We start from the raw sequence: 21403 nt of genomic DNA, 5'->3' as shown, positions 1-21403 counted from the left end.
GTGGGGTGGGCGTGTGATCATCGCCGGATGCTCTTTCGCGCTGCCACCGCAGACCCCGCCGACATCGACCGTGCCCTGGCCTACCCGGCCGACGGCCCCGTCCCCGCCCTGACCGCCGACAAGATCCGGGAGGAGCTCGCCGGGAACCGGTTGCGCCCCGAGTGGATCTGGTTCGCCGAGGACGAGGACGGGCAGGTGCTCGCCCGCGCCCTGTGGTGGGGGCGAGCCGACAGCGCCCGGCCCATCGCGCTCGACTGCCTCCAGGTGCGGTCCACCGTGGCCGACCCGGCTGCGCTGGCCGCCGGGCTCCTCGCCGCCGGCCACGCCGCCTTCGGCACGCTGCCGCTCTACAACCTGTCCCTGCCGCGCGGCTGGCAGGCCGACGCGGAGCTGGCGGCGGCCGTCGGCTGGCGCCGGCAGGCCGCGCACGCGACCGGGCTGACCCGGGAGATCGAGCGCCTGCGCTACGAGTGGACCCCGGCGGCCGGGATCCCGGAGCCCACCGGGCGCCTCGTCTTCCGGGAGGGCACCGACGAGGAGTTCCTGGACGCCTTCGTCCGGCTGTCGCACGGCAGCCTCGACCTGGCCACCATCGGCGAACTGCGCACGATGGACGCCGAGCAGCTGGCCCGCGAGGACTTCGAGTTCTACAACGACTGCCCCGGCGAGCGCTCCTGGTGGCGCCTCGCGCACCTGCCCGACGGCACCCTGGCGGGCATGGCCATTCCCTCCGCGACCCCGTACCACCGCAACGTCGGCTACCTGGGCGTCGTACCGGAACAGCGCGGCAAGGGCCTGATCGACGAGATCCTGGGCGAGATCACCCGCTTCCAGGCGGCGGAGGGCGCCGACCGCATCACCGCGACCACGGACACCGTCAACGTCCCGATGGCGGCCGCCTTCGACCGCGCCGGCTACGAAGTGACGGAGATCCGCCTCGTCCTGGAACCCGGGGAGGGGTGAACGCCCCGGGGCGGTAGCCTCCCGCCTGAGGCAGGGGAGAAGGGGGCGCGGGGTGTCCATCGCCGAATTGCAGGTGTACTCCGTCGAGGAAGCCGATGCCACCGGCGGCGTGTGCGTGGTGCGCTGCGTCGGCGGAGTGGCCCGCGCCGGGCAGGTCTTCGCGGCCGGGGAGCTGCGGGTCGGGCTGCGCCGCATCGAGTGGTACGGGCGCAGCGTCGGCTCCTTCGACGCCGGGCACGTGGCGAAGGTCCACCTCACGGGCGCCGTGGTCGCCCTCCTCACCCGCGGCCAGGTCCTGACCTCCGTACCGCCCGACGGGCACACCCTGGAGGAGCTGGAGGACTGGCTGGCCACCGACCCCCCGCTGGCGGACGAGCCGCTGCCGCGGACCCTGCGTGTCCTGGCCGGGGGACGGATGCAGAACGACCGGCTGCCGGAGGGGATCCGGCTGCGCTGGGGCCGGGTGGCGGTGACCGCGACCCACCGCTGCGCGGCGGTGGAGGGTACGGACGAGCTGGCCTGGTGGAGCGAGCTGGCCCACGCCCGCGCCTATCTGATCCGGACGTTCGGCCCCGAGCGCGGCGGCGACCCGGCCGCCCTGTGCCGGGAGGTGCTGGACCTGTTCGACCTGACCCCGGCCGAGGCCACCGCGGAGGCCCGCGGCTGGCGCGACCTCCCGCTGCCCCGGATCGCGCACCTGCGCCGCATCAAGGTCCTGATCGCCTCCCTGGCCTCCGTACGCCCCCATCTCCGGGACGCCGATCCCCTGGCGGCGGCGGTCGACGCGTGGGCTGTCGTACGGCCGCGGCTGCCGTAGATCAATACCGCGTGACATCGGGTTTCGGACCATGGATGATGAGGCCCGTGCGCGGGGGGTCGCGTGCGCCCGACTGTCGCTGGGGAGCAGGACGTCCACCGGTCGTGCGGCGCCGCAGCATCCTTCGTGGCCCCACGTCGTCTCTTCACGAAGGAAACCCTCCTGGTGCGTCCCACCCGCACGACGGTCCTGCTGACCGCAGGCCTCGTCACCCTCCTCGGCCTGCCCGCCGCCGCGGCCGCCGAGACCCCGACCAGCCTCTACGTCAACAACCTGAACGGCTCGAACTGCTCCGACACCGGAGCCGGCACGCAGGCCGTCCCGTACTGCACGGTCTCGGCCGCGGCCGGCGTGGTGAAGCCGGGCCAGACCGTACGGATCAAGGCGGGCGCGTACTACGACGAGGCGGTCACCATCGACCGCTCCGGCGCACCGGGCAATCCGATCTCCTTCGTCGTCGACCCGGTGGAGGGCGGCGACCCCCTGACGCACCTGAGCAGGCTGCTGACCGTCAGGGACGCCTCCCACGTGGTGCTCCGCGGCCTGTTCGCCCAGGGCGGCGTCCAGGTCAGCCACTCCACCGATGTGGAGATCGACCGGTCCCGCGCCGGCAGGGGCAGGCTCGACTCCCTCGTGGTGACCGACGGGAGCAGGGACGTGCGCATCACCCGGAGCCGCCTGACCGGTGTCCGGATCGAGGGCGGATCCCAGCGCACCGTGCTCGGCCGCAACATGGTCTCCGGCATCGGCCGGCCCGCGGTCGCCGTCGTGGACGCGCCCGACACCGCCGTCACCAACAACTCGCTCTACGGCGGCTGCGAGGCGTCGGTCTCGGTCAGCGGCACCTCGACCGGGGCCGCGCTGTTCAACAACCTGCTCGAGTCCGCCTACAACGCCGCGTGCACCGGCGCGAGCAACGGCATCGCGGTGGGGGCGAGCGCCACGGCCGGCACCCGCGCCGACTACAACCTGATCACCGACATGCCCATGCACCCGGTGACGCCGTACCGGTGGGCGGGCGCCGCCTACAGGGACCCGGCGGCGTTCTCGGCCGCCACCGGCCAGGGCGCGCACGACATCATCACCCCGTCGTCGGCGGACGTCGGCACGATGGACGGGTCCCCCACGATCGACTCCGGCGACCCGACGGCCCCCGGCGTACTGCCCAGCGACCTGGAGGGCGACCCGACCGCGGACGACCCGCGGGTCCCCAACACCGGCAGGAACGGCGGGTTCATCGACCGCGGCGCGCAGGAGTCCCAGGACGGCCTGAGCCAGGTCTGGATGAACCTCGACCAGACCTGGGCGCCGGTCGGGACCACGGTGGAGGTGCAGGCCGTCTCCGACAGCCGGTGGCCCACCGCGATGAGCTACCACGTCGACTTCGGCGACGGCACGCCGCCGGTCGTCACCCCGCAGGGCGGCGGCGCGCACGGGCTCGCCACGCACGTCTACGCCAAGCCGGGCGACTACGTGGTCAACGTGACGGCCGTCAACGGCGCCGGCCGGACGGTCTCCACCGAGAAGCCGACCAAGGCGACCCCGGCGGGCCCGCTGACGGCGGCCTTCACCGCCACACCGGTCCTGCCGACCTCGGACAACCCGATCCAGCACCTCCCCCCGCTCACCGTCGCCTTCGACGCGTCGGCCTCCGCGACGCCGTGGCCGGTGGAGCGGATCGAGGTGCTCCCGGGTGACGGCACGACCGAGGCGCGCGACGGCCTCAGCACCGTCCAGTACACCTACGCGAAGCCGGGCGAGTACAAGGCCACGGTCAAGCTCCGGGACGTCAAGGGCGGCACGTCCACGAAGACCCAGACCGTGCGCGTGGACTACGCGCAGTCCGGGTACGTGGCCACCACGCCGTTCCGCCTGCAGGACAGCCGCGTCAACGGCGGCACACTGCGCGGCGGCGTGCCCACCCCCGTGCGCATGCCGGTCGGCCTGCACCCGTCGGGCAACGTCACCTCGGGGGCCATGGCCTCGGCGGTCGTCAACGTGACCCTCACCGGTGTCACGCAGGACGCCTTCCTCAACGTGTCGCCGGTCCGCCAGGACAGCCCGACGACCTCGAACCTGAACGCCCGGGCGGGTGGCACCGTGTCCAACACGGTGACCGTTCCCGTCGACAAGGACGGCTACGTCTGGCTGTACCTCAACGCCGGACAGGCCGAGGTGATCGTCGACTTCGTCGGCTACTACCAGCCCAACGCGGGCCAGAAGTTCAGCCCCGTCTCCCCGGCCCGGCTCGTGGACACCCGCAACACGGGCGGCGCGGTGGCCGGCGGCACGACCCGTACGGTCAAGGTCGCGGGGGTGGCCGGCATCCCGGCGGATGCCAAGGCCGTCGCGGTGAACCTGACCAGCACGGACGCCACGTCCCTCTCGTACGTGGCCGCCTACCCGGATCCGGCGAAGCGCCCCGAGGTGTCGAACCTGAACCCGGAGCCCGGCAAGGCGAAGTCGAACCAGGCCATCGTGCCGGTCGGCGCGGACGGCACGATCACCCTGTACAACCACTCCGGTTCCGCGCACCTGATCGTGGACGCGGTCGGCTACTACGGCAAGGACGGCAAGGCCCTGTTCACGCCGGTCGTGCCGAAGCGCCTCGCGGACACCCGCGCGACCGGGAAGCTCGCCGCGGGCGCCACCACCACGGTGCCCGGCGTGCCGGCCGGCGCGGTGGGCGCGGTGCTGAACCTGACGGCGACCGAGAGCACCGGCGCGGGCTACCTGACCGCGTACGGTTTCGGGTCGGCCCGCCCGGAGGCGAGCAGCCTGAACACGCTGCCGGGTCTGACCATCCCGAACCACGTGACGACCCCGGTCAACGACGGGAAGATCAGCGTCTACAACGGCCCGTGGGGCGGTTCGACGCACGTGATCACGGACCTGCTCGGGTACTTCACCCAGGGCTAGCCGAAGCCGGCGGAACCACGGAGCCCCGGCTCCCGCACACCGCGGGGGCCGGGGCTCCGGCTCGTCGGTCCTACTTGGCGGCGTTGCCGAGGACCTTGGTCGGGGTGATGCGGACGACCACGCGGACCTGCTCCGGCGGGGCCTTGGAGAACTCCTTGGCGCCTTCCGGCCCCAGGTACTCCTCGGCGATGCGGGAGGTGACCGCCCGCCCGGCGTCCTCGCTGACGGTGGCGTTGCCGCGGATCTCGGCGTACAGGAACGGGTTGGCCAGGTCGAACACGGTCAGGCCGACGCGCCCGTCCCGGACGATGTTGCGCTCCTTGCGGCGGCCCTGCTCGGTGGAGATCAGCAGGTCCCCGCCCTCACGGGTCACCCAGACCACCGAACTCTGCGGACTTCCGTCGGGGTTGAGGGTGGAGAGCACGGCGGGGTGCGGGGCGTCGAGGAGCCCTCGTACGGTCTCGTTCAGCTCAATAGACATACGTCTCAGGCTAGTTGGCGGCGACAGACTCCGTCCGGAGTGCGTCAGGCCCGACACGTCTTCGTCACGTCGCCCAGGGGATGTTGAGCCACGGGCTGGCCGGGTCGGTCGTCAGCGTCAGGTGGGTGGCGAGGGAGGTGTCGTACCACTCGCCGAACTCCTCCTCGTCGAAGTGCAGGCACCGGCCGAGGAGGTACCCGGCGGAGAAGTCCTCCCAGGAGCGGTACGTGCCGCGTGCGGCCTCGCCCGCGCGCAGGACGGCGCGCTCGGCGTCCTCCAGGGTCCCGTACCGGGTGCCGACGCCCCACCGGGCCATCTGCGAGGCCCGCCCGATGTCCCAGGCCTCGACCGAGCGCACGAACCCTTCCGCGGGGAGCAGGCCGTCCGCCCGGAAGCGCTGCTCGTAGCGGGCGATACGGCCGATGAGCCGCTGCACGCCGGTGATCTCGCCCTCGACCTCGGCGGTGGGGCGCGGCTGCGCGACCGTGACCCCGTCGGGGGTGAGCTGCGGCTCGGCGGAGCGCTCCGCGCTGCGGCGCAGGCTGGTCTCGGCGGCGTGCCGCCAGTGCTCCACGTCCACCGGGCCGGCGAAGTCGGAGACGAGGATCCGGCGCACGCGCAGCGCGAACTCCCAGACGGGGCTGACGATCTCGGCGTTGAGCATGCGCTGGAGGACGTCGAGCCAGCCCGCGGCGTCCGTGATGCCCCACGACTCCCGGATGCGGTCGCGTTCACGGGTGTAGCCGCTGCCGTGGTAGGCGAGGGCGTTCCAGAACTCGCCGTTGCTGACGGCGAGGTGCGCTCCGACGGCGAGTCCGTGCGCCACCGGCCCGTGCAGGGGGCCGCCGGTGTGCAGGGCGTGCACGGCGTTCGGGGTCAGACCCCAGGTGGTGACCGTGTCCCAGTGCGCGCGCCAGCGGGCGCGGTCGGCGGGGGTGGTGGTGAGGTAGGCCTCGGCGGGGCTGCCGGGGTTCACGGCGAGGTGGGCGGGGTCGCGGTGGTCCCAGGCGTTCGCGAACCAGGCGAGGCTCTGGCGCAGGAAGACGGTGTCGGGGGTGGGCGCCGGGAGCATCCCGCGGGTGTAGACGGCGAGGCTCCTGCCGTCGGGGGTCGGGAGGAACCGGGCGTACCGCGGGTCGGCGTCGACGAGGGCGCGGGGCTGGGGCATGAACAGCTCGGCGCGCGCGAGGGCGTCGAGGTACGCCGCCCAGTCACCGCGCGCTTTGCTCTCGTACAGCTCCCGCTCGATGGGGCTCGGCGCAATCCAGCCATGCATGCGGAGCAGCCTAACGGGGCCCCCGGCCGGCCAGCTCGGCCCATACGGTCTTCCCGACGACCCGCTCCGAGGCCCCCCACCGCTGCGAGAGTGCCCCCACGATCTGCAGCCCCCGGCCGTACTGCTCGTCGTCGGCGGCGATCCGCGGCTCCGGGCGCCGCTCTCCCTTCGGGTCGGTGACCTCGATCCGGAGCACTGCTCCCGTGAGCCGCAGCTCGACCCGTACGTACCGGTCCTCGACGGACCCGTGCAGCACGGCGTTGGTGGTGAGCTCGCTGGTCAGCAGCGCCGCATCGGCCGCGAGCCCGGGCTGCCCCCACGCCACCGCCAGCCAGGCGGCCCGCCGCCGGGCCGCGGGCACCGAGTCCTGCCGGGGCGGGTAGTTCCGCACGTCGTACCGAATCGGCTCGTCCATGGCTCTGCACCTCCTGTGCGGGCGGTGGCATGCCGGTGCCGTGTGGGCAGCCCGGTGCACTTCCGCCAACTGCCGCTGCGCGGTGAGCAGTTCGTCACCGACGGTAGGGGTGTCCCAGCTGCGGGAGCAAGCGGTTCGGGGAATATCTTCCCCAGACGGATTACGTTGTCGACGCCGGGCCGCGTGGGCGCGAGACTGGGCCGGTGAACCGTGGAACACGTGAGGGCCAGGGCAACCGGACGTCGACGGTGCTGGGGCGCCGACTTGGCGGTGAGCTGCACAAGTTGCGTACGGCGGCGGGCAGGACGCAACTCCAGGCGGCGCAGCACATCAGCGCCACGTCGACGAAGATCGTGAAGATGGAGAGCGGCTGGGTGCCCATGCGGGACCCGGACATCCGCGTGCTGTGCGAGTTCTACGGGGTGACGGACGCGCGGTTCGTGAGCGGACTGCTCGACCTGGCCCGGCTGGACCGGGAACGCCGCAAAGCCAAGGGCTGGTGGCAACACGTGCCCACGATGGGCGGCTTGGCCGAGTACGTCGCCATGGAGGATGTCGCCACGCACATCCGCAGCTGGCAGCTGGCGCTCATTCCGGGGCTGCTACAGACCGCGGACTACGTCCGGGCGCTGGGGGTCAGCTCCGACTCGTGGACCCACCCCGACGAGATCGAGGTGATGGTGACGTCCCGGATGAAGCGGCAGGAACGGCTGTGGGGCGACGAGCCGCTCGAGTTCCATGCCGTGGTGTGGGAGGGCGCCCTGCGCCAGGAAACCGGCGGTCCGGACGTGATGCGGGCGCAGCTCGGCCACCTGTGGGAGATGTGCCGACTGCCGAACGTCAACGTGCAGGTGCTGCCGTTCCGCGTAGGGGCCCACCCCGGCTTCGCCGGTTCGTTCAGCCTGATGTCCTTCGCGGAGCCGGGGGCCCTGGACGTTGGATACGCGGAGGGCGTCGCGTCTACTGTGTGGATGGAGGGGGCGGACGGGAACGAGACGTATATCCGGTTGTTCGACCGCCTGGCACGGCTGAGTCTTGCACCACGAGACTCCGTGAGTCTGATCGAGGCCATCAGCAAAGGTATGTAGTCACATGACCCAATTCGAGTTCGTGAAGTCCAGCTTCAGCGGTAACGCGACCAGCTCGGAGTGTGTCGAAGTGGCCACGAACGTGCCCGGCACGGTGGCGGTCCGGGACAGCAAGCAGACGGCCGGCCCGGTCATCCGGATGACCGACACCGCGTGGGCGACGTTCCTCGGGGCGCCCCGCTGACGGAAGCTCCGCACGGTACCGGGACGGCACGGTGCCCCCTCTTTATGCGAAGACGTGCATAGTCGCGTCCGCGCATGGACGGCCGCGCCGGTCCGTCCGTACGGTCATGGTCATCAGGCCCAGCGGGGGCCTGACATCGAGGGGGCTCCACATGGCACGTGAGGAACTGACCCGACTCACAGGCAACGGAAACGGCGAGTGCGGACAGGGCGACTGCCCAAACGTCTACCGGACTGCGTCCGGCTCGTTCATCGTCCAGGGCGACCTGTCCGCAGCCTTCACCCCGCCGCACGGCGAGGGACTCGTCGAGATCCCCGAGGCAGTGCTCAGGGAGGCATTCCGTGCTCTTGGATGGTGAGGACTGGGCTGCGAAGTTCAAGACCTTCCAGACGGAAGCCTGGCGGCTTGAGACCTTGCCCCAGTACCTCGTACCGCAGGAAGCGAAGGAGTTCGCCGCCTTCAAGGCCGGAGCCCGGTTTCCCGGCCCGTACGAGGACTCATGGACGGAGATGGTGCGCACCCGCAATGTCGGCCGCGTGCACATCGTTACCAAGCCGCTGAGTGACTACCTGCGGTTCGAGTTCGAGCGGTACTACCTGCACCAGGCCTCGGCGGGGGAAGACGTCCGCATCCTCGACATCACCGACCAACCGAACCCGCTGCCGAGCGTCGAAGACTTCTGGATGTTCGACCGTTCCACGATCGTTCTCATGCACTACGAACCGGACGGCAAGCAGATCAGTCGCGAACTGTACGAGGGCGATCCTGCCCCGTTCGTCGAGTACCAGCGCATCGCCGTAGCAGCGTCTGTGCCCTTCCTGGAGTACATCGCCAGGTGAGTGTCGAACCAGAGGATCTGGGCCGGTCCGGGGAGGAGCTGGCGGCCCTGCTGAAGGCAGTGCGCAAACGGTCCGGGCTGTCAGGGGCCCGGGCCGCCGCCCGCTGCAACATGTCCCAGTCGAAGGTCAGCCGGATCGAGAACGGGAAGGTCCGCCCGTCCCTCGTGGACGTGGAACAACTCCTTCGGGCCTGTGACGCGCCCCCCACACTCGTCGCGCAGGTCATGATCCTGGCCCGTCTGGCCAATACGGAATGGCAAGGCGCGCGGGGGATGCGGCGCAAGGGACTGGACAAGAAGCAGCTGGAGCTGGCCGGCCTCGAAGCGTCGTCGACCGAGATCCGGTTCTTCCTCCTGTCGATGATCACCAGCCTGCTCTCGACACCGGAGTACGTGAGGGCCAGCCTCGCGCACATCTCAGGTGATCACTCCAAGACGATCGCCAGGAAGCTGGAACGACAGCGGATCCTCTACGACCGCTCCAAGCGATTCACGTTCATAGTCACTGAGCAAGCCGTCCGCTGGCCCCTCGTCGGTCCCGACGCGCTCGCGGTGCAGATCGACCATCTGACCTCGCTCACGCACCTGCCGAACGTGCGGTTCGGTGTCCTTCCCCTGACAGTGCCGATCGGCCCCGCGCCGCTGAACACGTTCACCGTGTACGACGACCGCCTCGCCACGGTCGAACTGTCCACTGGGGTCATGGTCTTCCGAGACCCGCGGGATGTCATGAGCCACCTTGAGGAGTTCTCGCACCTTGAGGCCCGGGCCCTGTTCGGAGATGACGCACGGGCTTTTCTCCGGGCCTGCGCAAGTGCCCTCCGGTGATCTTTAGTCCATGACGCACATGATCCCGGTTGGCCGCTGCTGAGCGGTGAAGGATGGCCCCGAGCGATAGCGACCGTGAGGGGTGCGACATGGCGAGAACGAAGGCGAAGGCGAAAGCCCCGCGCTTCGACCGGGACATGTGGGAGTACCTGACCTACGCACCCGGGCACGAATGCTGCGCCTGCCGACGGCCCATCAAGTCCCTGGAATTCGTACTCCGAGGAACTGGCGACCGCACATCGGCCTCGGCGGTCACCGTCTACCGGCACCACGAATGCCCGGGTAGCGGCCCCGTCCGTCGATAGAGAGGAATCTGCTGTGACGACGATGCTGGAAAATCCAGTCTCCTTGCAGCACGGGAGGGACCTTGTGAGTCCCGAGCTGTTCGAGAAACTGTGTGTGTTCTGCGCAGGTGAGTACGGGCAGGAGCCGGCCGTGGCGCGGCGGGTGATGGATCAGGCCCTTGCCTTTCTCAAGGTCATGGGTGACGGGCGGGCCTTCGACATGGCCCCCTCGCAGATCGTCGACCCGGGCTGGCACACGTTCATGCTCCACACCCAGGAGTACGCGACGTGGTGCGAAGAACAGTTCGGCTATTTCGTGCACCACGCGCCGAACTCCAAGGTCCGGACGCGGCCGCTCATGGTGTCCGTCGCGGAGCGGATCAAGGCTGCCGGGTTTGCGGTGGACGAAGCGTTGTGGGGGACCTCGGCCGACTGTAATCAGCCCGCATGCTGTGGTGACGGCGGCTGTTGTTGAGCCGGGCACCCACCGGTGGAGTGCGGGTGCGGGAGGGTCGTGGTGTTTGCAATGTTCGGGGTTGTCTTCGGGTACGCGACTCACTCGCTTGATCAGCGGAGGCTGGGGGAGGTTGCCCTGGTCGGGCCGCTGACTCCCGGTGTCGAGTGGCGGCGGTTGTGGGAGATGGCGCGCAGCATGTGCCGGCCGACTGAGGGGGAGGCCGAGCATGCCCGGTGGATCATGGCGCAGGCCAACCGAGCCTTCATCTGCGGCAGTGACGTGATCGTCAGACTTCCGCAGGCGGTGTGGAAGGTCGGTGGTGGTAGGCGGGTCGGCCTGGGTGGGTACTGCAATCGGGATCAGCTCTGGACCGGGAACATGACGGTGGAGGACGTCAGCCCTGAGCAGGTGGCTGAGCGGCCGTCGCGGTACTCGGCGTGAGGACCTCGCAGCGTCAGCGGCGGAGGCCGCTGACGCCTCGGGGGGTGCCGAGGCCGGTCGTTTGGGGCGGTCGTTCGGCCCCCCGGGGTGCCCGCCAGGGCGTACATCGACGGGATCGGACAGCACCGGGGAGGGCGCCCGGTGCAGTCGCGGGCTCACCTCGGGGCAACTTGACGGGCTATCACTTCCGGGTGACATGTCCGCGCAGGTCAGGGGAGTACGTACGCCAGTTGCGCGGCGTGTCCGGGGCCGGGCCAACTGGGGTTCGGGTTGCGGGAGGTGACGGGCTGTCGGTGAGTAGGTGGGGACACGTCCCATGTCACACCCGTTCCCCGTCGCCGGACACCCGACAGGAGAGATCCGTTGCACCGCTTCATCCGCTACACCGTCCCCGCCGCCCTCTGCGTGACCCTGCTGGCCGCGTCCCCCGGCCTCGCGAGCGCCACCAACGCCCCCGAGCAGCCGCCGGCCCCGGTTGCCGGCAAGGCCGTCCCCGGTACGGAGGCGCTGCTCGCCCAGGTCCAGGCGCTGGGGGCGCTCGGCGGGCTGCTCAAGCCCGTCACCGACCTGCTGGAGGCGGTGCTCAAGTCGGTCGACGGCAAGATCCCGGAGGCGGATCTGAACGCCCTCAAGGCGAAGATCGACGCGGCCCTCGAAGACCTGAAGAAGAAACTGCCGGCGACCCCGGCGCTCCCGCTCCCGGTGCCGGCCCCCGACCTCCCGGTCAAACCACCGGTGGACCTCCCGGTGCCGGCCCCCGACCTGCCGGTCAAGCCACCGGTGGACCTCCCGGTGCCGGCCCCCGACCTGCCGGTCAAGCCACCGGTGGACCTCCCGGTGCCGGCCCCCGACCTGCCGGTCAAGCCCCCCGTGGACCTCCCGGCGCCCGCCCCCGCCCTGCCGGTCAAGCCGCCGGTCCCGGTCCCGGTCCCGCTGCCGGTGTCGGCCCCGGCCGCCGCCGGCCCGGCCTCGCGTACCGCCGTCGTCCGGATGGACGCGGTCACGGACGCCATCGACAAGCTCAAGGCCGCCCTCGACGGCCTCACCAAGGTCGCCGGGCCGTGCGGCTGCTCCACCGACGCCAAGGGCAAGGCGACCGACGTCGTCACGAGCCTGATCGCCGCGCTCGTCGCCCTGCTGACCGGGCTGGGTCTGCCGCTCCCGCCCCTCCCGGTCCCGCTGCCGGTCCCGTAGCCGCGAGCCCCCCGTGCCCCCGCGCTACCACGCGGACCCCCTTGACGGGGGTGGGCGCCGGGGGGACGCTCCCCGGGTTCGGGCGCTGGGATCCGTACGGTTGCAGCTGGGGGGCCGCGATGCCGGAGGAGTCTGTCCAGACGGTGGGGGAGCTGCGGGCGCGGCTCGTGGCGCAGGGGGCGCGGTGGTCGGTCATCGAGCACCTGGCCGACGAGGAGCCGGTGCCCCGGCCCTCGCTCGGCCTGGAGCCCGGCGCCAACCTGACGCCCGCCGAGGCGGTACGGGAGGTCGACCTGCGCTCCCTCATCGGGCACGCGAGCGGCAACCCGCACCTGACCCGGCGCAGGGCCGCACACGGCCTCCTGCCCACCCGGGACGCGACCGGCCGGGACGCGACCACCGCGCCCACGCCCACGGCGGCCCGTCCCGCCGCCGTCGACTGGCGCAACCGCTGGGGCTGGCCCTGGATCACCAAGGTCAAGGATCAGAACCCCTGCGGTTCCTGCTGGGCCTTCGGCGCCGCCGGCCTGGTCGAGTCCATGGCCCGCATAGAGCACGACGTCTGGGCGGAACGCTCCGAAGGGGACGTCCACGACGGGCTCCGCTTCACCTGCGGACAGGGCTCGAACCCCGAGACCGCCCTGGACTGGATCAAGACCAACGGGGGCCTCGCCGACCCGGACTGCTGGCCGTACAGCACCCCGCCCGCCGGCCTCCCGGCCTCCCGCCGCGACGCCTGGCGCGCCGAGTACACGCCCAGCTGGGACCGTTCGGGCCGCACCGTCCGCATCACCGACTACGTCCGCCTCGGCGACGTGGAGCAGCAGAAGGTCTGGCTCGACACCGTCGGCCCGCTCACCGCCTGCTTCGACGTCTACGACGACTTCTTCGGCCTGGGCGCCGGCGTCTACCACCGCACCAGCGACCATCTCGCGGGCGGCCACTGCGTGCTGATCGTCGGGTACGACGACGCGGCCGGCTGCTGGCTGTTCAAGAACTCCTGGGGCACGGGCTACCACGTCGGGGGCTACGGCCGGATCGCCTACGGCGAGGTCAACATCGACTACTGGGCCAAGTGCGGCCTGCGCGGCACCAACATCGACCCGTGGAGCAAGCGCCGCCTGCACACCGGGAACGTCTACGAGAGCGGCAACGGCCGCGCCCACCGCAACTTCGAGCTCCTCGCCACCGGCGGGGCGGGCAGCCTGCGGCACTGGTGGCGCGAGGGCGACGCCCCCTTCGCGTGGGCCCGCGCCGGCACCTTCGCGAACGACGCATCCGGCCAGCCCGCCTTCACCGGGACCACCTACAACCGGAACATGGAGTCCCTGCACGTGACCACCGGCGGCCGGCTGCGCCACTGGTACTACGAGCAGTCCGCGGGCGTCTGGCGCGACGGCGGCGCCTTCGGCGGGGGCGACGCGGCCGTCGGCTCGACCCCGGCGTTCATCCAGAGCGACTACGGCAAGCCCGGCAACTTCGAGGTGGTCGTCCGCACCGCCGACGGCCGCCTGAACCACTGGTGGCGGATCAACGGCGCCCCCTGGACCTGGAACGACGGCGGCCGCTTCGCCTCCGGCATCGCCCACTACGGCCCCGCCCTCGTCCAGACCCGCAGCCGCCACCTCGACCTCGTCGCCGCCCGCACCGACGGCCGGATGCAGCTGTGGTGGCGCGACGACGCGAACGGCTTCGCCTGGCGCCCCGGCGAGGTCTTCGGCAGCGGCACGGCGGCCGTCTCCGCGCCCTGCCTGATCGAGGGGCAGTACGGGGCCGCGGACGAGGACACCGCCGGGAACTACGAGCTGTGCGTGGCCGTCGCGGGAGGCCGCGTCGAGCACTGGTGGCGAGGCAACGCGGGCGGCGCCGCCTGGAGCCGCAGCGCGGTCTTCGGACACGACGTGCTGGCCGTCACCGGGATGCTCCAGGGCAGTTTCGGGTTCAACCTGGAAGTCGTCGTCCTGCGCACCGACCGCCTGCTCCAGCACTACTGGCGCGACGGCGCGGGCTGGCACGAGGGGGCGGTGATCGGCCCGGCCTGAGAGGAGTGCCGTGGAGGTGCGCAGCGTGGTCCTGGGCCCCGGCGAACCGTACGAGCTGCGGCTCACCGGGCGCGGGGCCCGCGGCTACGTGTGGACCTGGCGGGTCACGGGCGACGAGGACGCGGTGGAGGTCACCGAGCGGCCGCCGCCCACGGCCCGGCCGGCGCTGCCGGGCGCGACCGTCGACCGGACCTACGTGGTGCGCGGCCGCGCGCCCGGCGGGCGGGCCCGGATCCGCTTCGCGCAGGTCCGCCCGCCCTACCCGCAGGAGGCCCCGTACGACGAGTTCGTGCTCGACGTCACCGTCACCGGCCCGATTTCCGGCGGTCCCGGATGCTGAGACGGGACACTGGTGTATCCGACATGTATCTATGCTGTGCGCATGCCAGCCCAGCCAGCCCCCGCACCACCCGCCGCCGACCGCGTCTACCGGCACATCAAGCAGGGCGTCCTCGACCGCCGCTACGAAGGCGGCACGCTGCTCACCGAGGGCGAGGTCGCCGAGGCGGTGGGCGTCTCCCGCACGCCGGTGCGCGAGGCCCTGCTGCGCCTGGAGACGGAGGGGCTGATCCGGCTCTACCCCAAGAAGGGCGCGCTGGTCCTGCCCGTGTCGGCGCAGGAGATCGCCGATGTCGTCGAGACCCGGCTGCTGGTCGAGGAGTTCACCGTACGCCGGGCCGTCCCCGCGCCGGCCGCGCTGCTCGCACGGCTGGAGGAGCTGCTGCGGGCCCAGGAGGGGCACGCGGACAGCGGCGACCTGGCGGCCTTCGCGGTAGAGGACCGCTGCTTCCACGCCGAGATCGTCCGGCACGCCGGCAACCAGATCCTCTCGCGCCTCTACGACCAGCTGCGCGACCGGCAGCTGCGGATGGGCGTCGCCGTCATGCACGCCCACCCCGACCGCGTCGCGCAGAACCTCGCCGAGCACCGGGAGATCCTCGCCGCGCTGCGGGCGGGCGACGCCGACCGGGCGGCCGCGAGCGTACGGGCGCACCTGGGCCGGGTCGGCACCCTGATGCGCGGTGACGCCCGGTGAGCGCGATCCTGCTCCCCAAGGACCCGCCCGGCGGCCGCGGGGCACTCGGCATCTGGGCCATCGGCGTCGCCGTCTACTTCGTCGCGGTGATCTTCCGTACCAGCCTGGGCGTGGCCGGGCTCGACGCCGCCGACCGCTTCCACGTCAACGCCTCCGCGCTCGCCACCTTCTCGCTGCTCCAGCTGCTGGTCTACGCGGGCATGCAGGTCCCCGTCGGCCTGATGGTGGACCGGCTCGGCACGAAGAAGGTGCTGACGCTCGGCGCCGTGCTCTTCACCGTCGGGCAGCTCGGCTTCGCGCTCTCGCCCTCGTACGGGATGGCCCTCGCGGCGCGGGCCCTGCTGGGCTGCGGCGACGCGATGACCTTCATCTCGGTGCTGCGGCTCGGCACCCGCTGGTTCCCGGCGCGGCGCGGACCGCTGATGGCGCAGCTGGCCGGGCTCGTCGGGATGGCGGGCAACCTCGTCTCCACGCTGGTCCTGGCGCCCGTACTGCACGAGGTCGGCTGGGTGCCGGCCTTCGCGGGCAGCGCTGCGGCGGGGCTGGTCGTGCTGGTGCCGCTGGTGCTGTTCCTGCGCGACCACCCGGAGGGGCACGAGCCCGCGCCGGTGGTGCGCGGCGGCGGGGGCGGGGGCTTCGTGCGCCGCCAGATCCGGGAGTCCTGGGCGGAGCCCGGCACCCGGCTGGGCCTGTGGGTGCACTTCACCACCCAGTTCCCGGCGATGGTGTTCCTGCTGCTGTGGGGCATGCCGTTCCTCGTCGAGGCGCAGGGGCTGTCCCGGAGCACCGCGGGCGGGCTGCTGACCCTGGTGGTCGCCTCGAACATGGCGCTCGGGCTGGTCTACGGCCAGATCGTCGGCCGCCGCCAGTCCTCGCGTATCCCGCTGGCCCTGGGCACCGTGGGCCTGACGGCGCTGCTGTGGGGCTCCGTCCTCGCCTACCCGGGGGACCGGGCGCCGATGTGGCTGCTGGTCACCCTGTGCCTGGTCCTGGGCGGCTGCGGACCGGCGTCGATGATCGGCTTCGACTTCGCCCGCCCCGCCAACCCGGCCGAACGGCAGGGCACCGCCTCCGGGATCACGAACATGGGCGGCTTCCTGGCCTCCATGACCACGCTGCTGGCGGTGGGCGTCCTGCTGGACGCCACCGGCGACGACTACCGCATCGCCTTCTCGACGGTGTTCGTCCTGGAGGCGCTCGGCATCGCCCAGATCCTGCGGCTGCGGCCACGGGCCCTCGCCCGCGAGGCGGCGGCGCAGGCGCGGATCACGATCCCCGCCCAGCAGGCCGCGGAACCGGGGCTTTCCGGCCCCGCTCCCGCGCCGCGCGGGCTACGGCGGAGCCGGACAAGGGGGTGACCGCGAAGTCGGACTAGGGGGTGACCGCGAAGTTGGCCAGGATGGCGTCCGCCAGCTCCGCGTCGCCCTCCACCTTCACGCGGTCGGCCACCGCGTTCGGCCGGACCCGACCCGCCGCGAGGCGCACGTACGTCTCCCAGTCCAGCGTCAGCGAGACCGCCGGCCCCAGCGACGGCGCCTTGTCCAGCGTCCCGCGGCCCTCCGCGTCCACCCGTACCGTCCGCATGAACTCCAGCGGGCCGTGCACGTCGATGACCACCGCCGAGTTCGCGGGCGCAGCCGCCCGCTTCGCGACCACCTTCGGCAGCCCGGCCAGCAGGATGTCCCGCGCCACGTACGCCCCCGGCGAGTCCCAGTTCCCCGGCACCCGCAGCGCCGCCCGCAGGTCCTGCTCGTGGATCCACACGTCGAACGCCCGCAGCCGCAGCGCGTGCTCCAGCGTCACCTGGTCGCCCAGCGGCCCCCGCACCAGCGTGGCCGGATCCCGCTTCTCGTTCCGCAGCTGCCGCGAGCGCCGGATGACGGTGTACTCCAGCTCCGAGGTCATCTCCGGCGCGGTGTGGTGGCGCCGTACGTCGACCTGCACCTCCATGTACCGGCTGAACTCGTCCACCACGTGCCGCAGGTCCCGCGCCACGGTGTGGATCGGCCGCGGGTCGCCGAGCTGCTCGCATTCGATGCCGATGATGTGTGACACGACGTCACGGACCGACCATCCCGGGCACGGCGTGGCCCGGTTCCACTCGCCCTCCGGCAACGGGAGGACCAGCTCGGATATCGCCTCGATGGAATGCGTCCACGCGTCGGCATAGGGCTGGAGGCTGGGATGGACGGTCAACGGGACCCCTCGCGTGCTGTTCAGTGGCGCGTTCTGGAAGCTCTGGACTTCGGAGACTCGGATTCCAAAACTACGCTGCCGGTGAGCACCCCGGCAGTGCTTTCGTGTGACGATCGTAGGCCCGAGTTGACGGCTTGAACGCCAGGACGGTGGTAGTGTGCGCGCCTCGCTGATCCAAATCGCAGTGAATGAGGGCGAGTCGGTGTCTTCCCGACGGGCCCGTGCGGCCGATCTCGTACGGGAGCAGGCCGGCTCCGACCTCGTCGTACTGCCCGAACTGTGGACGGTCGGGGCCTTCGCCTACGAACAGTTCGAGACGGAGGCGGAGCCGCTCGACGGCCCGACCTACGAGGCCATGTCCAAGGCCGCGAGCGACGCCGGCGTCTGGCTGCACGCCGGCTCGGTCGTGGAGCGCGCGGGCGACGGCTCGCTCTACAACACCACCCTCGTCCTCTCCCCGGCGGGAGAGCTGGCCGCCACCTACCGCAAGATCCACCGCTTCGGCTTCGACCAGGGCGAGGCCGTGCTCATGGCCGCGGGCGACACCCTGACCACCGTGGAACTGCCGGAGCAGACCCTCGGCATCACCACCTGCTACGACCTGCGCTTCCCCGAGCTGTTCCGCGGGCTCGTCGACGCCGGGGCCACCACGATGGTCGTCGCCGCCGGCTGGCCCGCGCGGCGCCGCGCGCACTGGACCCTGCTCAACCGGGCGCGCGCCGTCGAGGACCAGTCCTACGTCCTCGCCTGCGGGCTGGCCGGCACCCACGCGGGCGTCGAGCAGGCGGGACACAGCCTGGTGGTGGACCCCTGGGGCGAGGTCCTGGCGGAGGCGGGCCCCGGCGAGGCCGTCCTGACGGTCGACCTCGACCCGGCGAAGGTCACCGACACCCGCGACCAGTTCCCGGCCCTCAAGGACCGCGTCCTGGGCCTGCGCCCCCCGACCCGGTAACGGGGCCGCAACCCGGCGTGTGAGGCGCGGGGTGCGGGGCGCGGGGCGGAGCGCCGGCCGTTCCGCCCCTTCGGCGTTGGACGAGCCCGCCGCCGCCCCCGCCGCCCCGGGCGCTCCTGCCGTCAGCCGTCCCCGCGCTCCTTCTCCGCCATCCGGATCACGCACACCGCGACCGCGATCAGCAGCGCCGCGTCCGCGTCCTCCCGGACCACGTCCACCGCGTACGTCTCGCGGATCCGGTACCACTGGCGCGAGATCAGCGCGAGCAGCTCGTCCTCGTACTCGACCTTGAACTCCCGGTCCAGGATCCGCCCGCTGACGTCGAGTTCGGTGCCCTCGACCAGGGTGACCCGGAAGTGGTTGCGCAGGAGCGACAGCCGCTTGCGGCGGATCACCGCGAGCCGCCGCTCGTCCCGCTCCAGCGTCATCGCGTCGCGGAAGCCGAACAGTTTCTCCCGCAGGGTGATCAGGATCCGCCCGTCCGGATCCTTGAGTTCCAGCGTGTCCCGGAGCCGGAGCGCCTTCCCGTCGACGAGGAAGGCATGGCGGCCGTCCTCGTCCTCGATCCAGTAGTCGTCGCCGACGGCCAGCAGTTTGTCCCGTACGAGGTATTTCATGCGCTGATCCGTGCCCGCGATAGGTTTGCGGCATGCCTCTGCTCTACGTGACCGACCTGGCGTACCCGGCGCGCGGCCGCCGGTACTGCGACGAGGACATATTCCTCACCTCCCGCCTGCGGGAGCACTTCGCGCTCGCCCTGTGCCATCCGCGGGACGCCGAAGCCCTCCTGGGCAGCGGCTTCGACGCCGTCGTCGTCCGCAACAGCGGCCCGGTCCTGCACTACCAGGAGGCGTACGACTCCTTCCGCGCCGCCGCGCTCGCCGCCGGGACCCGCGTCTACAACCCGCTCACCGGGCGCGGCGACATGGCGGGCAAGCAGTACCTCCTCGACCTGACGGCCGCCGGCTACCCGGTCATCCCGACCGTCGACGACCCGGCCCGGCTCGCGGAGCTGCCGCAGGTCCCCTCCTACGCGGTCAAGCCCAAGCAGGGCGCGGACTCCATCGGCCTCACCTTCACCGCGACCCCGACCGGCCCGGCCGGGGAGGTCCTCATCCAGCCGCGCATCGACTTCGCGTACGAGGTGTCCTTCTACTTCGTCGACGACGCCTTCCAGTACGCGCTCCATGCCCCCGACCCGGCCCGCCGCTGGGAGCTGCGGCCCTACGAACCGACCGCCGCGGACCTGGACTTCGCCCGCACCTTCATCGCGTGGAACACCCTGCGCCACGGCATCCAGCGCGTGGACGCCTGCCGGGCGCCCTCGGGCGAACTGCTCCTCGTCGAGCTGGAGGACCTGAACCCCTACCTCTCCCTGGACCTCCTCCCGACGCAGACCCAGGACGCGTTCGTCACCGCGCTCACGGGCTCCCTCCACAGCTTCCTGTCCTGATGTCAGACCCGGGTGCGAGGCTCCCGGCATGGACAAGCAGACCTTCTGGAAGCTGATCGAGACGGCCCGCGCGGCGGTGGCGGACGACCGGGTGGCGGAGCGCGCGGCGCAGCTGCTCGCCGACCGCCCGGAGGCGGAGATAGCCGAGGCCCAGCAGGTGGTGTGGGACCTGCTGGCGGAGTCCTACCGCAGCCCGCTCTGGGCCGCGGCGTACGTGATCAACGGCGGCTGCTCTGACGACGGGTTCGACTACTTCCGCGGCTGGCTCCTCACCCAGGGCCGGGCGGCCTTCGAGACGGCCCTCGCCGACCCGGACTCCCTCGCGGACCTCCCCGCGGTCCGCGAGGCCGCGGTGGAGGGGCTGGAGCTGGCGGACGAGGAGGCCCTTTCGATCGCCTGGAGCGCCTACGAGTCCGCGACGGGCCGTGAGCTCCCGGCGGACTCCTTCACGATCCGCTACCCGCCCCTGGACCCCGCCTGGGACTTCGACTTCGACGACACGGAGGAGACCGCCGCCCGCCTCCCGCGCCTGAGCGCCCTCTTCGACTAGCGCCTGCGGCCCCGGAGTTGGCCTGCCGATCTCGGCGGAATACCTGCGTCAGCCCGGACGGCAGGGGCACACTTCGAGGAGGTCCGTCCGGCGGCTCGCGCCCCCTACGCCTCTAGGAGCATCCGGTGTCGTCGCAGGAACTCGACTTGACGATCACTCCCGATCAGGCCACCTACGGTGTCATCCTGACCGTCACCCTCCCGACCGGGCCCGCCCGCCTGCGGATTCCGTCCGGGACGCGGGACGGCGAACTGGTGCGGGCGCGGGTCGGCGGCCAAGAGGTGCTGGCACGGATCCGCGTGGCCGGCGCGTCCAGCCCGTCCGCTCCGGCGCCGGCGCCGACCCCGAGCCCGTTCCTCGGCCAGACCCAGCCCCAGACCCAGGTGCAGTCCCAGGTCCCGGGCTGGCCGCCGGCCGGCGCCGCGGGCCCGCCGCAGCCCGGACAGCCGGCCAAGAAGGGCGCCGCCGGATGCCTGGTGGGCGTCGGGCTCGTCGTGGCCGTGATCGTCGGGCTCGTGGTGATCGGCTCCGGGGGCGACACCGACCACAAGAACTCCGCCTCCTCGACGTCCAGCCCGTCGGCAAGCTCGTATTCGCCGTCCCCGTACCCGTCCTACAGCTCCTCCTACAGCGCCCCGTCCTACAGCCCCTCGTACCGCTCCACCCCCGCCGCGACGCAGCCCGCGACCACCGAGGCGGCCCCGGCCCCCAGCCCGTACGACAAGGGCACCTGCCTCAACGGAACCCTCCCGGACTCGGAGACGGCGCAGCGCGTCGACGACGTGGACGAGGTCTCCTGCTCGGCCTCCGACGCCCACTACCGGGTGATCGCGAGCATCCCGATGACCTCCGACATGAACCGCTGCGACGACTACCCGAAGACGGAGTACGCCTTCTCCCACCGCTACACGCTCAACGGCGCCGTCATCAACCAGTACGTCTACTGCCTGGTCGGCATCGGCTCCTACTCCCGCGGCTGACCCGCGGCC

General features: G+C 71.9%; 24 protein-coding genes. 19 read left to right on the top strand and 5 right to left on the bottom strand.

Annotated elements, in window-relative coordinates; translation table 11 throughout:
• The first annotated feature begins 27 nt into the window (after positions 1–27).
• The 3 genes from ACFTXQ_RS03125 to ACFTXQ_RS03115 all read left to right on the top strand — a co-directional run bounded on the left by ACFTXQ_RS03125 (position 28) and on the right by ACFTXQ_RS03115 (position 4699).
• Positions 28–963 carry a GNAT family N-acetyltransferase gene (locus ACFTXQ_RS03125; RefSeq protein WP_382635330.1) on the top strand — a complete coding sequence of 312 codons (936 nt, stop codon included), beginning with the start codon at positions 28–30 and terminating at the stop codon, positions 961–963.
• Between the two features lie 52 nt (positions 964–1015).
• Complete coding sequence (locus tag ACFTXQ_RS03120) at positions 1016–1780, top strand: hypothetical protein (protein WP_382635328.1); 765 nt, start codon at positions 1016–1018, stop codon at positions 1778–1780.
• Positions 1781–1945: 165 nt separating this feature from the next.
• Complete coding sequence (locus tag ACFTXQ_RS03115) at positions 1946–4699, top strand: PKD domain-containing protein (RefSeq protein WP_382635326.1); 2754 nt, start codon at positions 1946–1948, stop codon at positions 4697–4699.
• Positions 4700–4769: 70 nt separating this feature from the next.
• On the opposite strand, the gene ACFTXQ_RS03110 is transcribed toward ACFTXQ_RS03115, so the two are convergent.
• The 3 genes from ACFTXQ_RS03110 to ACFTXQ_RS03100 form a co-directional block, all read right to left on the bottom strand.
• Positions 4770–5180: a PPOX class F420-dependent oxidoreductase gene (locus ACFTXQ_RS03110; RefSeq protein WP_382635324.1), complete on the bottom strand. Its 411-nt coding sequence runs from the start codon at positions 5178–5180 to the stop codon at positions 4770–4772.
• A 64-nt stretch (positions 5181–5244) separates the two neighbouring features.
• Entirely contained in the window at positions 5245–6456 is a 1212-nt protein-coding gene (locus ACFTXQ_RS03105) for a DUF1266 domain-containing protein (RefSeq protein WP_382635323.1), read from the bottom strand.
• Positions 6457–6466: 10 nt separating this feature from the next.
• Positions 6467–6871, bottom strand: coding sequence for an ATP-binding protein (locus ACFTXQ_RS03100; protein WP_382635321.1), 405 nt, complete (start codon positions 6869–6871; stop codon positions 6467–6469).
• Positions 6872–7074: 203 nt separating this feature from the next.
• Between ACFTXQ_RS03100 and ACFTXQ_RS03095 the strand changes: the two genes are divergently transcribed.
• The 12 genes from ACFTXQ_RS03095 to ACFTXQ_RS03040 all read left to right on the top strand — a co-directional run bounded on the left by ACFTXQ_RS03095 (position 7075) and on the right by ACFTXQ_RS03040 (position 16621).
• The gene (locus tag ACFTXQ_RS03095) at positions 7075–7959 is read left to right on the top strand and encodes a helix-turn-helix domain-containing protein (RefSeq protein WP_382635319.1); all 885 of its coding nucleotides are present in this window, start codon (positions 7075–7077) and stop codon (positions 7957–7959) included.
• Positions 7960–7963: 4 nt separating this feature from the next.
• Positions 7964–8143, top strand: coding sequence for a DUF397 domain-containing protein (locus tag ACFTXQ_RS03090; protein ID WP_382635317.1), 180 nt, complete (start codon positions 7964–7966; stop codon positions 8141–8143).
• Positions 8144–8294: 151 nt separating this feature from the next.
• Positions 8295–8501 carry a hypothetical protein gene (locus ACFTXQ_RS03085; protein ID WP_382635315.1) on the top strand — a complete coding sequence of 69 codons (207 nt, stop codon included), beginning with the start codon at positions 8295–8297 and terminating at the stop codon, positions 8499–8501.
• Complete coding sequence (locus ACFTXQ_RS03080) at positions 8485–8982, top strand: DUF6879 family protein (protein WP_382635314.1); 498 nt, start codon at positions 8485–8487, stop codon at positions 8980–8982. The genes ACFTXQ_RS03085 and ACFTXQ_RS03080 overlap by 17 nt, the downstream gene beginning before the upstream one ends.
• A complete protein-coding gene (locus ACFTXQ_RS03075) occupies positions 8979–9809 on the top strand; it encodes a helix-turn-helix domain-containing protein (RefSeq protein WP_382635312.1) in 831 nt (276 codons plus the stop codon). Before ACFTXQ_RS03080 ends, ACFTXQ_RS03075 begins: the two co-directional genes overlap by 4 nt.
• A 327-nt stretch (positions 9810–10136) precedes the next feature.
• A complete protein-coding gene (locus ACFTXQ_RS03070) occupies positions 10137–10568 on the top strand; it encodes a glycine-rich domain-containing protein (protein WP_382635773.1) in 432 nt (143 codons plus the stop codon).
• A gap of 51 nt (positions 10569–10619) precedes the next feature.
• The gene (locus tag ACFTXQ_RS03065; RefSeq protein ID WP_382635310.1) at positions 10620–10991 is read left to right on the top strand and encodes a hypothetical protein; all 372 of its coding nucleotides are present in this window, start codon (positions 10620–10622) and stop codon (positions 10989–10991) included.
• 363 nt (positions 10992–11354) lie between these two features.
• Complete coding sequence (locus ACFTXQ_RS03060; protein WP_382635309.1) at positions 11355–12185, top strand: hypothetical protein; 831 nt, start codon at positions 11355–11357, stop codon at positions 12183–12185.
• A 119-nt stretch (positions 12186–12304) separates the two neighbouring features.
• Positions 12305–14227 (top strand): C1 family peptidase, encoded by a 1923-nt coding sequence (locus tag ACFTXQ_RS03055; protein WP_382635307.1) that lies wholly within the window; start codon positions 12305–12307, stop codon positions 14225–14227.
• A gap of 10 nt (positions 14228–14237) precedes the next feature.
• On the top strand, positions 14238–14567 hold the full coding sequence (locus ACFTXQ_RS03050; protein WP_382635305.1) for a protease inhibitor I42 family protein: 330 nt from the start codon (positions 14238–14240) through the stop codon (positions 14565–14567).
• Positions 14568–14609: 42 nt separating this feature from the next.
• Complete coding sequence (locus tag ACFTXQ_RS03045; protein WP_382635303.1) at positions 14610–15263, top strand: GntR family transcriptional regulator; 654 nt, start codon at positions 14610–14612, stop codon at positions 15261–15263.
• Positions 15260–16621, top strand: a complete 1362-nt coding sequence (locus tag ACFTXQ_RS03040; RefSeq protein WP_382635301.1) for a nitrate/nitrite transporter — start codon at positions 15260–15262, stop codon at positions 16619–16621. The genes ACFTXQ_RS03045 and ACFTXQ_RS03040 overlap by 4 nt, the downstream gene beginning before the upstream one ends.
• Positions 16622–16634: 13 nt before the next feature.
• Here the strand turns inward: ACFTXQ_RS03040 and ACFTXQ_RS03035 are convergent, their stop codons facing one another.
• Positions 16635–17459 carry a maleylpyruvate isomerase family mycothiol-dependent enzyme gene (locus ACFTXQ_RS03035; RefSeq protein ID WP_382635299.1) on the bottom strand — a complete coding sequence of 275 codons (825 nt, stop codon included), beginning with the start codon at positions 17457–17459 and terminating at the stop codon, positions 16635–16637.
• A 157-nt stretch (positions 17460–17616) separates the two neighbouring features.
• On the opposite strand from ACFTXQ_RS03035, the gene ACFTXQ_RS03030 reads away from it, so the two are divergent.
• Positions 17617–18411, top strand: a complete 795-nt coding sequence (locus ACFTXQ_RS03030; protein ID WP_382635297.1) for a carbon-nitrogen family hydrolase — start codon at positions 17617–17619, stop codon at positions 18409–18411.
• A gap of 122 nt (positions 18412–18533) precedes the next feature.
• On the opposite strand, the gene ACFTXQ_RS03025 is transcribed toward ACFTXQ_RS03030, so the two are convergent.
• Entirely contained in the window at positions 18534–19028 is a 495-nt protein-coding gene (locus tag ACFTXQ_RS03025; RefSeq protein ID WP_382635296.1) for an LURP-one-related/scramblase family protein, read from the bottom strand.
• Between the two features lie 32 nt (positions 19029–19060).
• Here ACFTXQ_RS03025 and ACFTXQ_RS03020 point away from each other — a divergent pair, with 32 nt between their 5' ends.
• The 3 genes from ACFTXQ_RS03020 to ACFTXQ_RS03010 all read left to right on the top strand — a co-directional run bounded on the left by ACFTXQ_RS03020 (position 19061) and on the right by ACFTXQ_RS03010 (position 21394).
• Positions 19061–19864: a hypothetical protein gene (locus tag ACFTXQ_RS03020; protein WP_382635294.1), complete on the top strand. Its 804-nt coding sequence runs from the start codon at positions 19061–19063 to the stop codon at positions 19862–19864.
• Between the two features lie 28 nt (positions 19865–19892).
• Positions 19893–20414: a DUF4240 domain-containing protein gene (locus ACFTXQ_RS03015; protein ID WP_382635292.1), complete on the top strand. Its 522-nt coding sequence runs from the start codon at positions 19893–19895 to the stop codon at positions 20412–20414.
• Between the two features lie 125 nt (positions 20415–20539).
• Positions 20540–21394: a hypothetical protein gene (locus ACFTXQ_RS03010; protein WP_382635290.1), complete on the top strand. Its 855-nt coding sequence runs from the start codon at positions 20540–20542 to the stop codon at positions 21392–21394.
• Positions 21395–21403 lie beyond the last annotated feature (9 nt).

The organism is Streptomyces sp. NPDC057010, from assembly GCF_042673805.1.
In the GTDB taxonomy this organism is placed as follows: Bacteria; Actinomycetota; Actinomycetes; order Streptomycetales; family Streptomycetaceae; genus Streptomyces.
The sequence above is the reverse complement of the archived record's forward strand: the minus strand, read 5'-3'. Positions and strand labels throughout refer to the sequence as shown.

Bases quoted from the DNA above. Each gene is read 5' to 3' on its own strand.
- ACFTXQ_RS03025 (WP_382635296.1), bottom strand. From the start codon at position 19,028: ATGAAATACCTCGTACGGGACAAACTGCTGGCCGTCGGCGACGACTAC.
- ACFTXQ_RS03065 (WP_382635310.1), top strand. From the start codon at position 10,620: ATGTTCGGGGTTGTCTTCGGGTACGCGACTCACTCGCTTGATCAGCGG.
- ACFTXQ_RS03125 (WP_382635330.1), top strand. From the start codon at position 28: ATGCTCTTTCGCGCTGCCACCGCAGACCCCGCCGACATCGACCGTGCC.
- ACFTXQ_RS03110 (WP_382635324.1), bottom strand. From the start codon at position 5,180: ATGTCTATTGAGCTGAACGAGACCGTACGAGGGCTCCTCGACGCCCCG.
- ACFTXQ_RS03015 (WP_382635292.1), top strand. From the start codon at position 19,893: ATGGACAAGCAGACCTTCTGGAAGCTGATCGAGACGGCCCGCGCGGCG.
- ACFTXQ_RS03020 (WP_382635294.1), top strand. From the start codon at position 19,061: ATGCCTCTGCTCTACGTGACCGACCTGGCGTACCCGGCGCGCGGCCGC.
- ACFTXQ_RS03070 (WP_382635773.1), top strand. From the start codon at position 10,137: ATGCTGGAAAATCCAGTCTCCTTGCAGCACGGGAGGGACCTTGTGAGT.
- ACFTXQ_RS03085 (WP_382635315.1), top strand. From the start codon at position 8,295: ATGGCACGTGAGGAACTGACCCGACTCACAGGCAACGGAAACGGCGAG.
- ACFTXQ_RS03055 (WP_382635307.1), top strand. From the start codon at position 12,305: ATGCCGGAGGAGTCTGTCCAGACGGTGGGGGAGCTGCGGGCGCGGCTC.
- ACFTXQ_RS03105 (WP_382635323.1), bottom strand. From the start codon at position 6,456: ATGCATGGCTGGATTGCGCCGAGCCCCATCGAGCGGGAGCTGTACGAG.
- ACFTXQ_RS03100 (WP_382635321.1), bottom strand. From the start codon at position 6,871: ATGGACGAGCCGATTCGGTACGACGTGCGGAACTACCCGCCCCGGCAG.
- ACFTXQ_RS03045 (WP_382635303.1), top strand. From the start codon at position 14,610: ATGCCAGCCCAGCCAGCCCCCGCACCACCCGCCGCCGACCGCGTCTAC.
- ACFTXQ_RS03090 (WP_382635317.1), top strand. From the start codon at position 7,964: ATGACCCAATTCGAGTTCGTGAAGTCCAGCTTCAGCGGTAACGCGACC.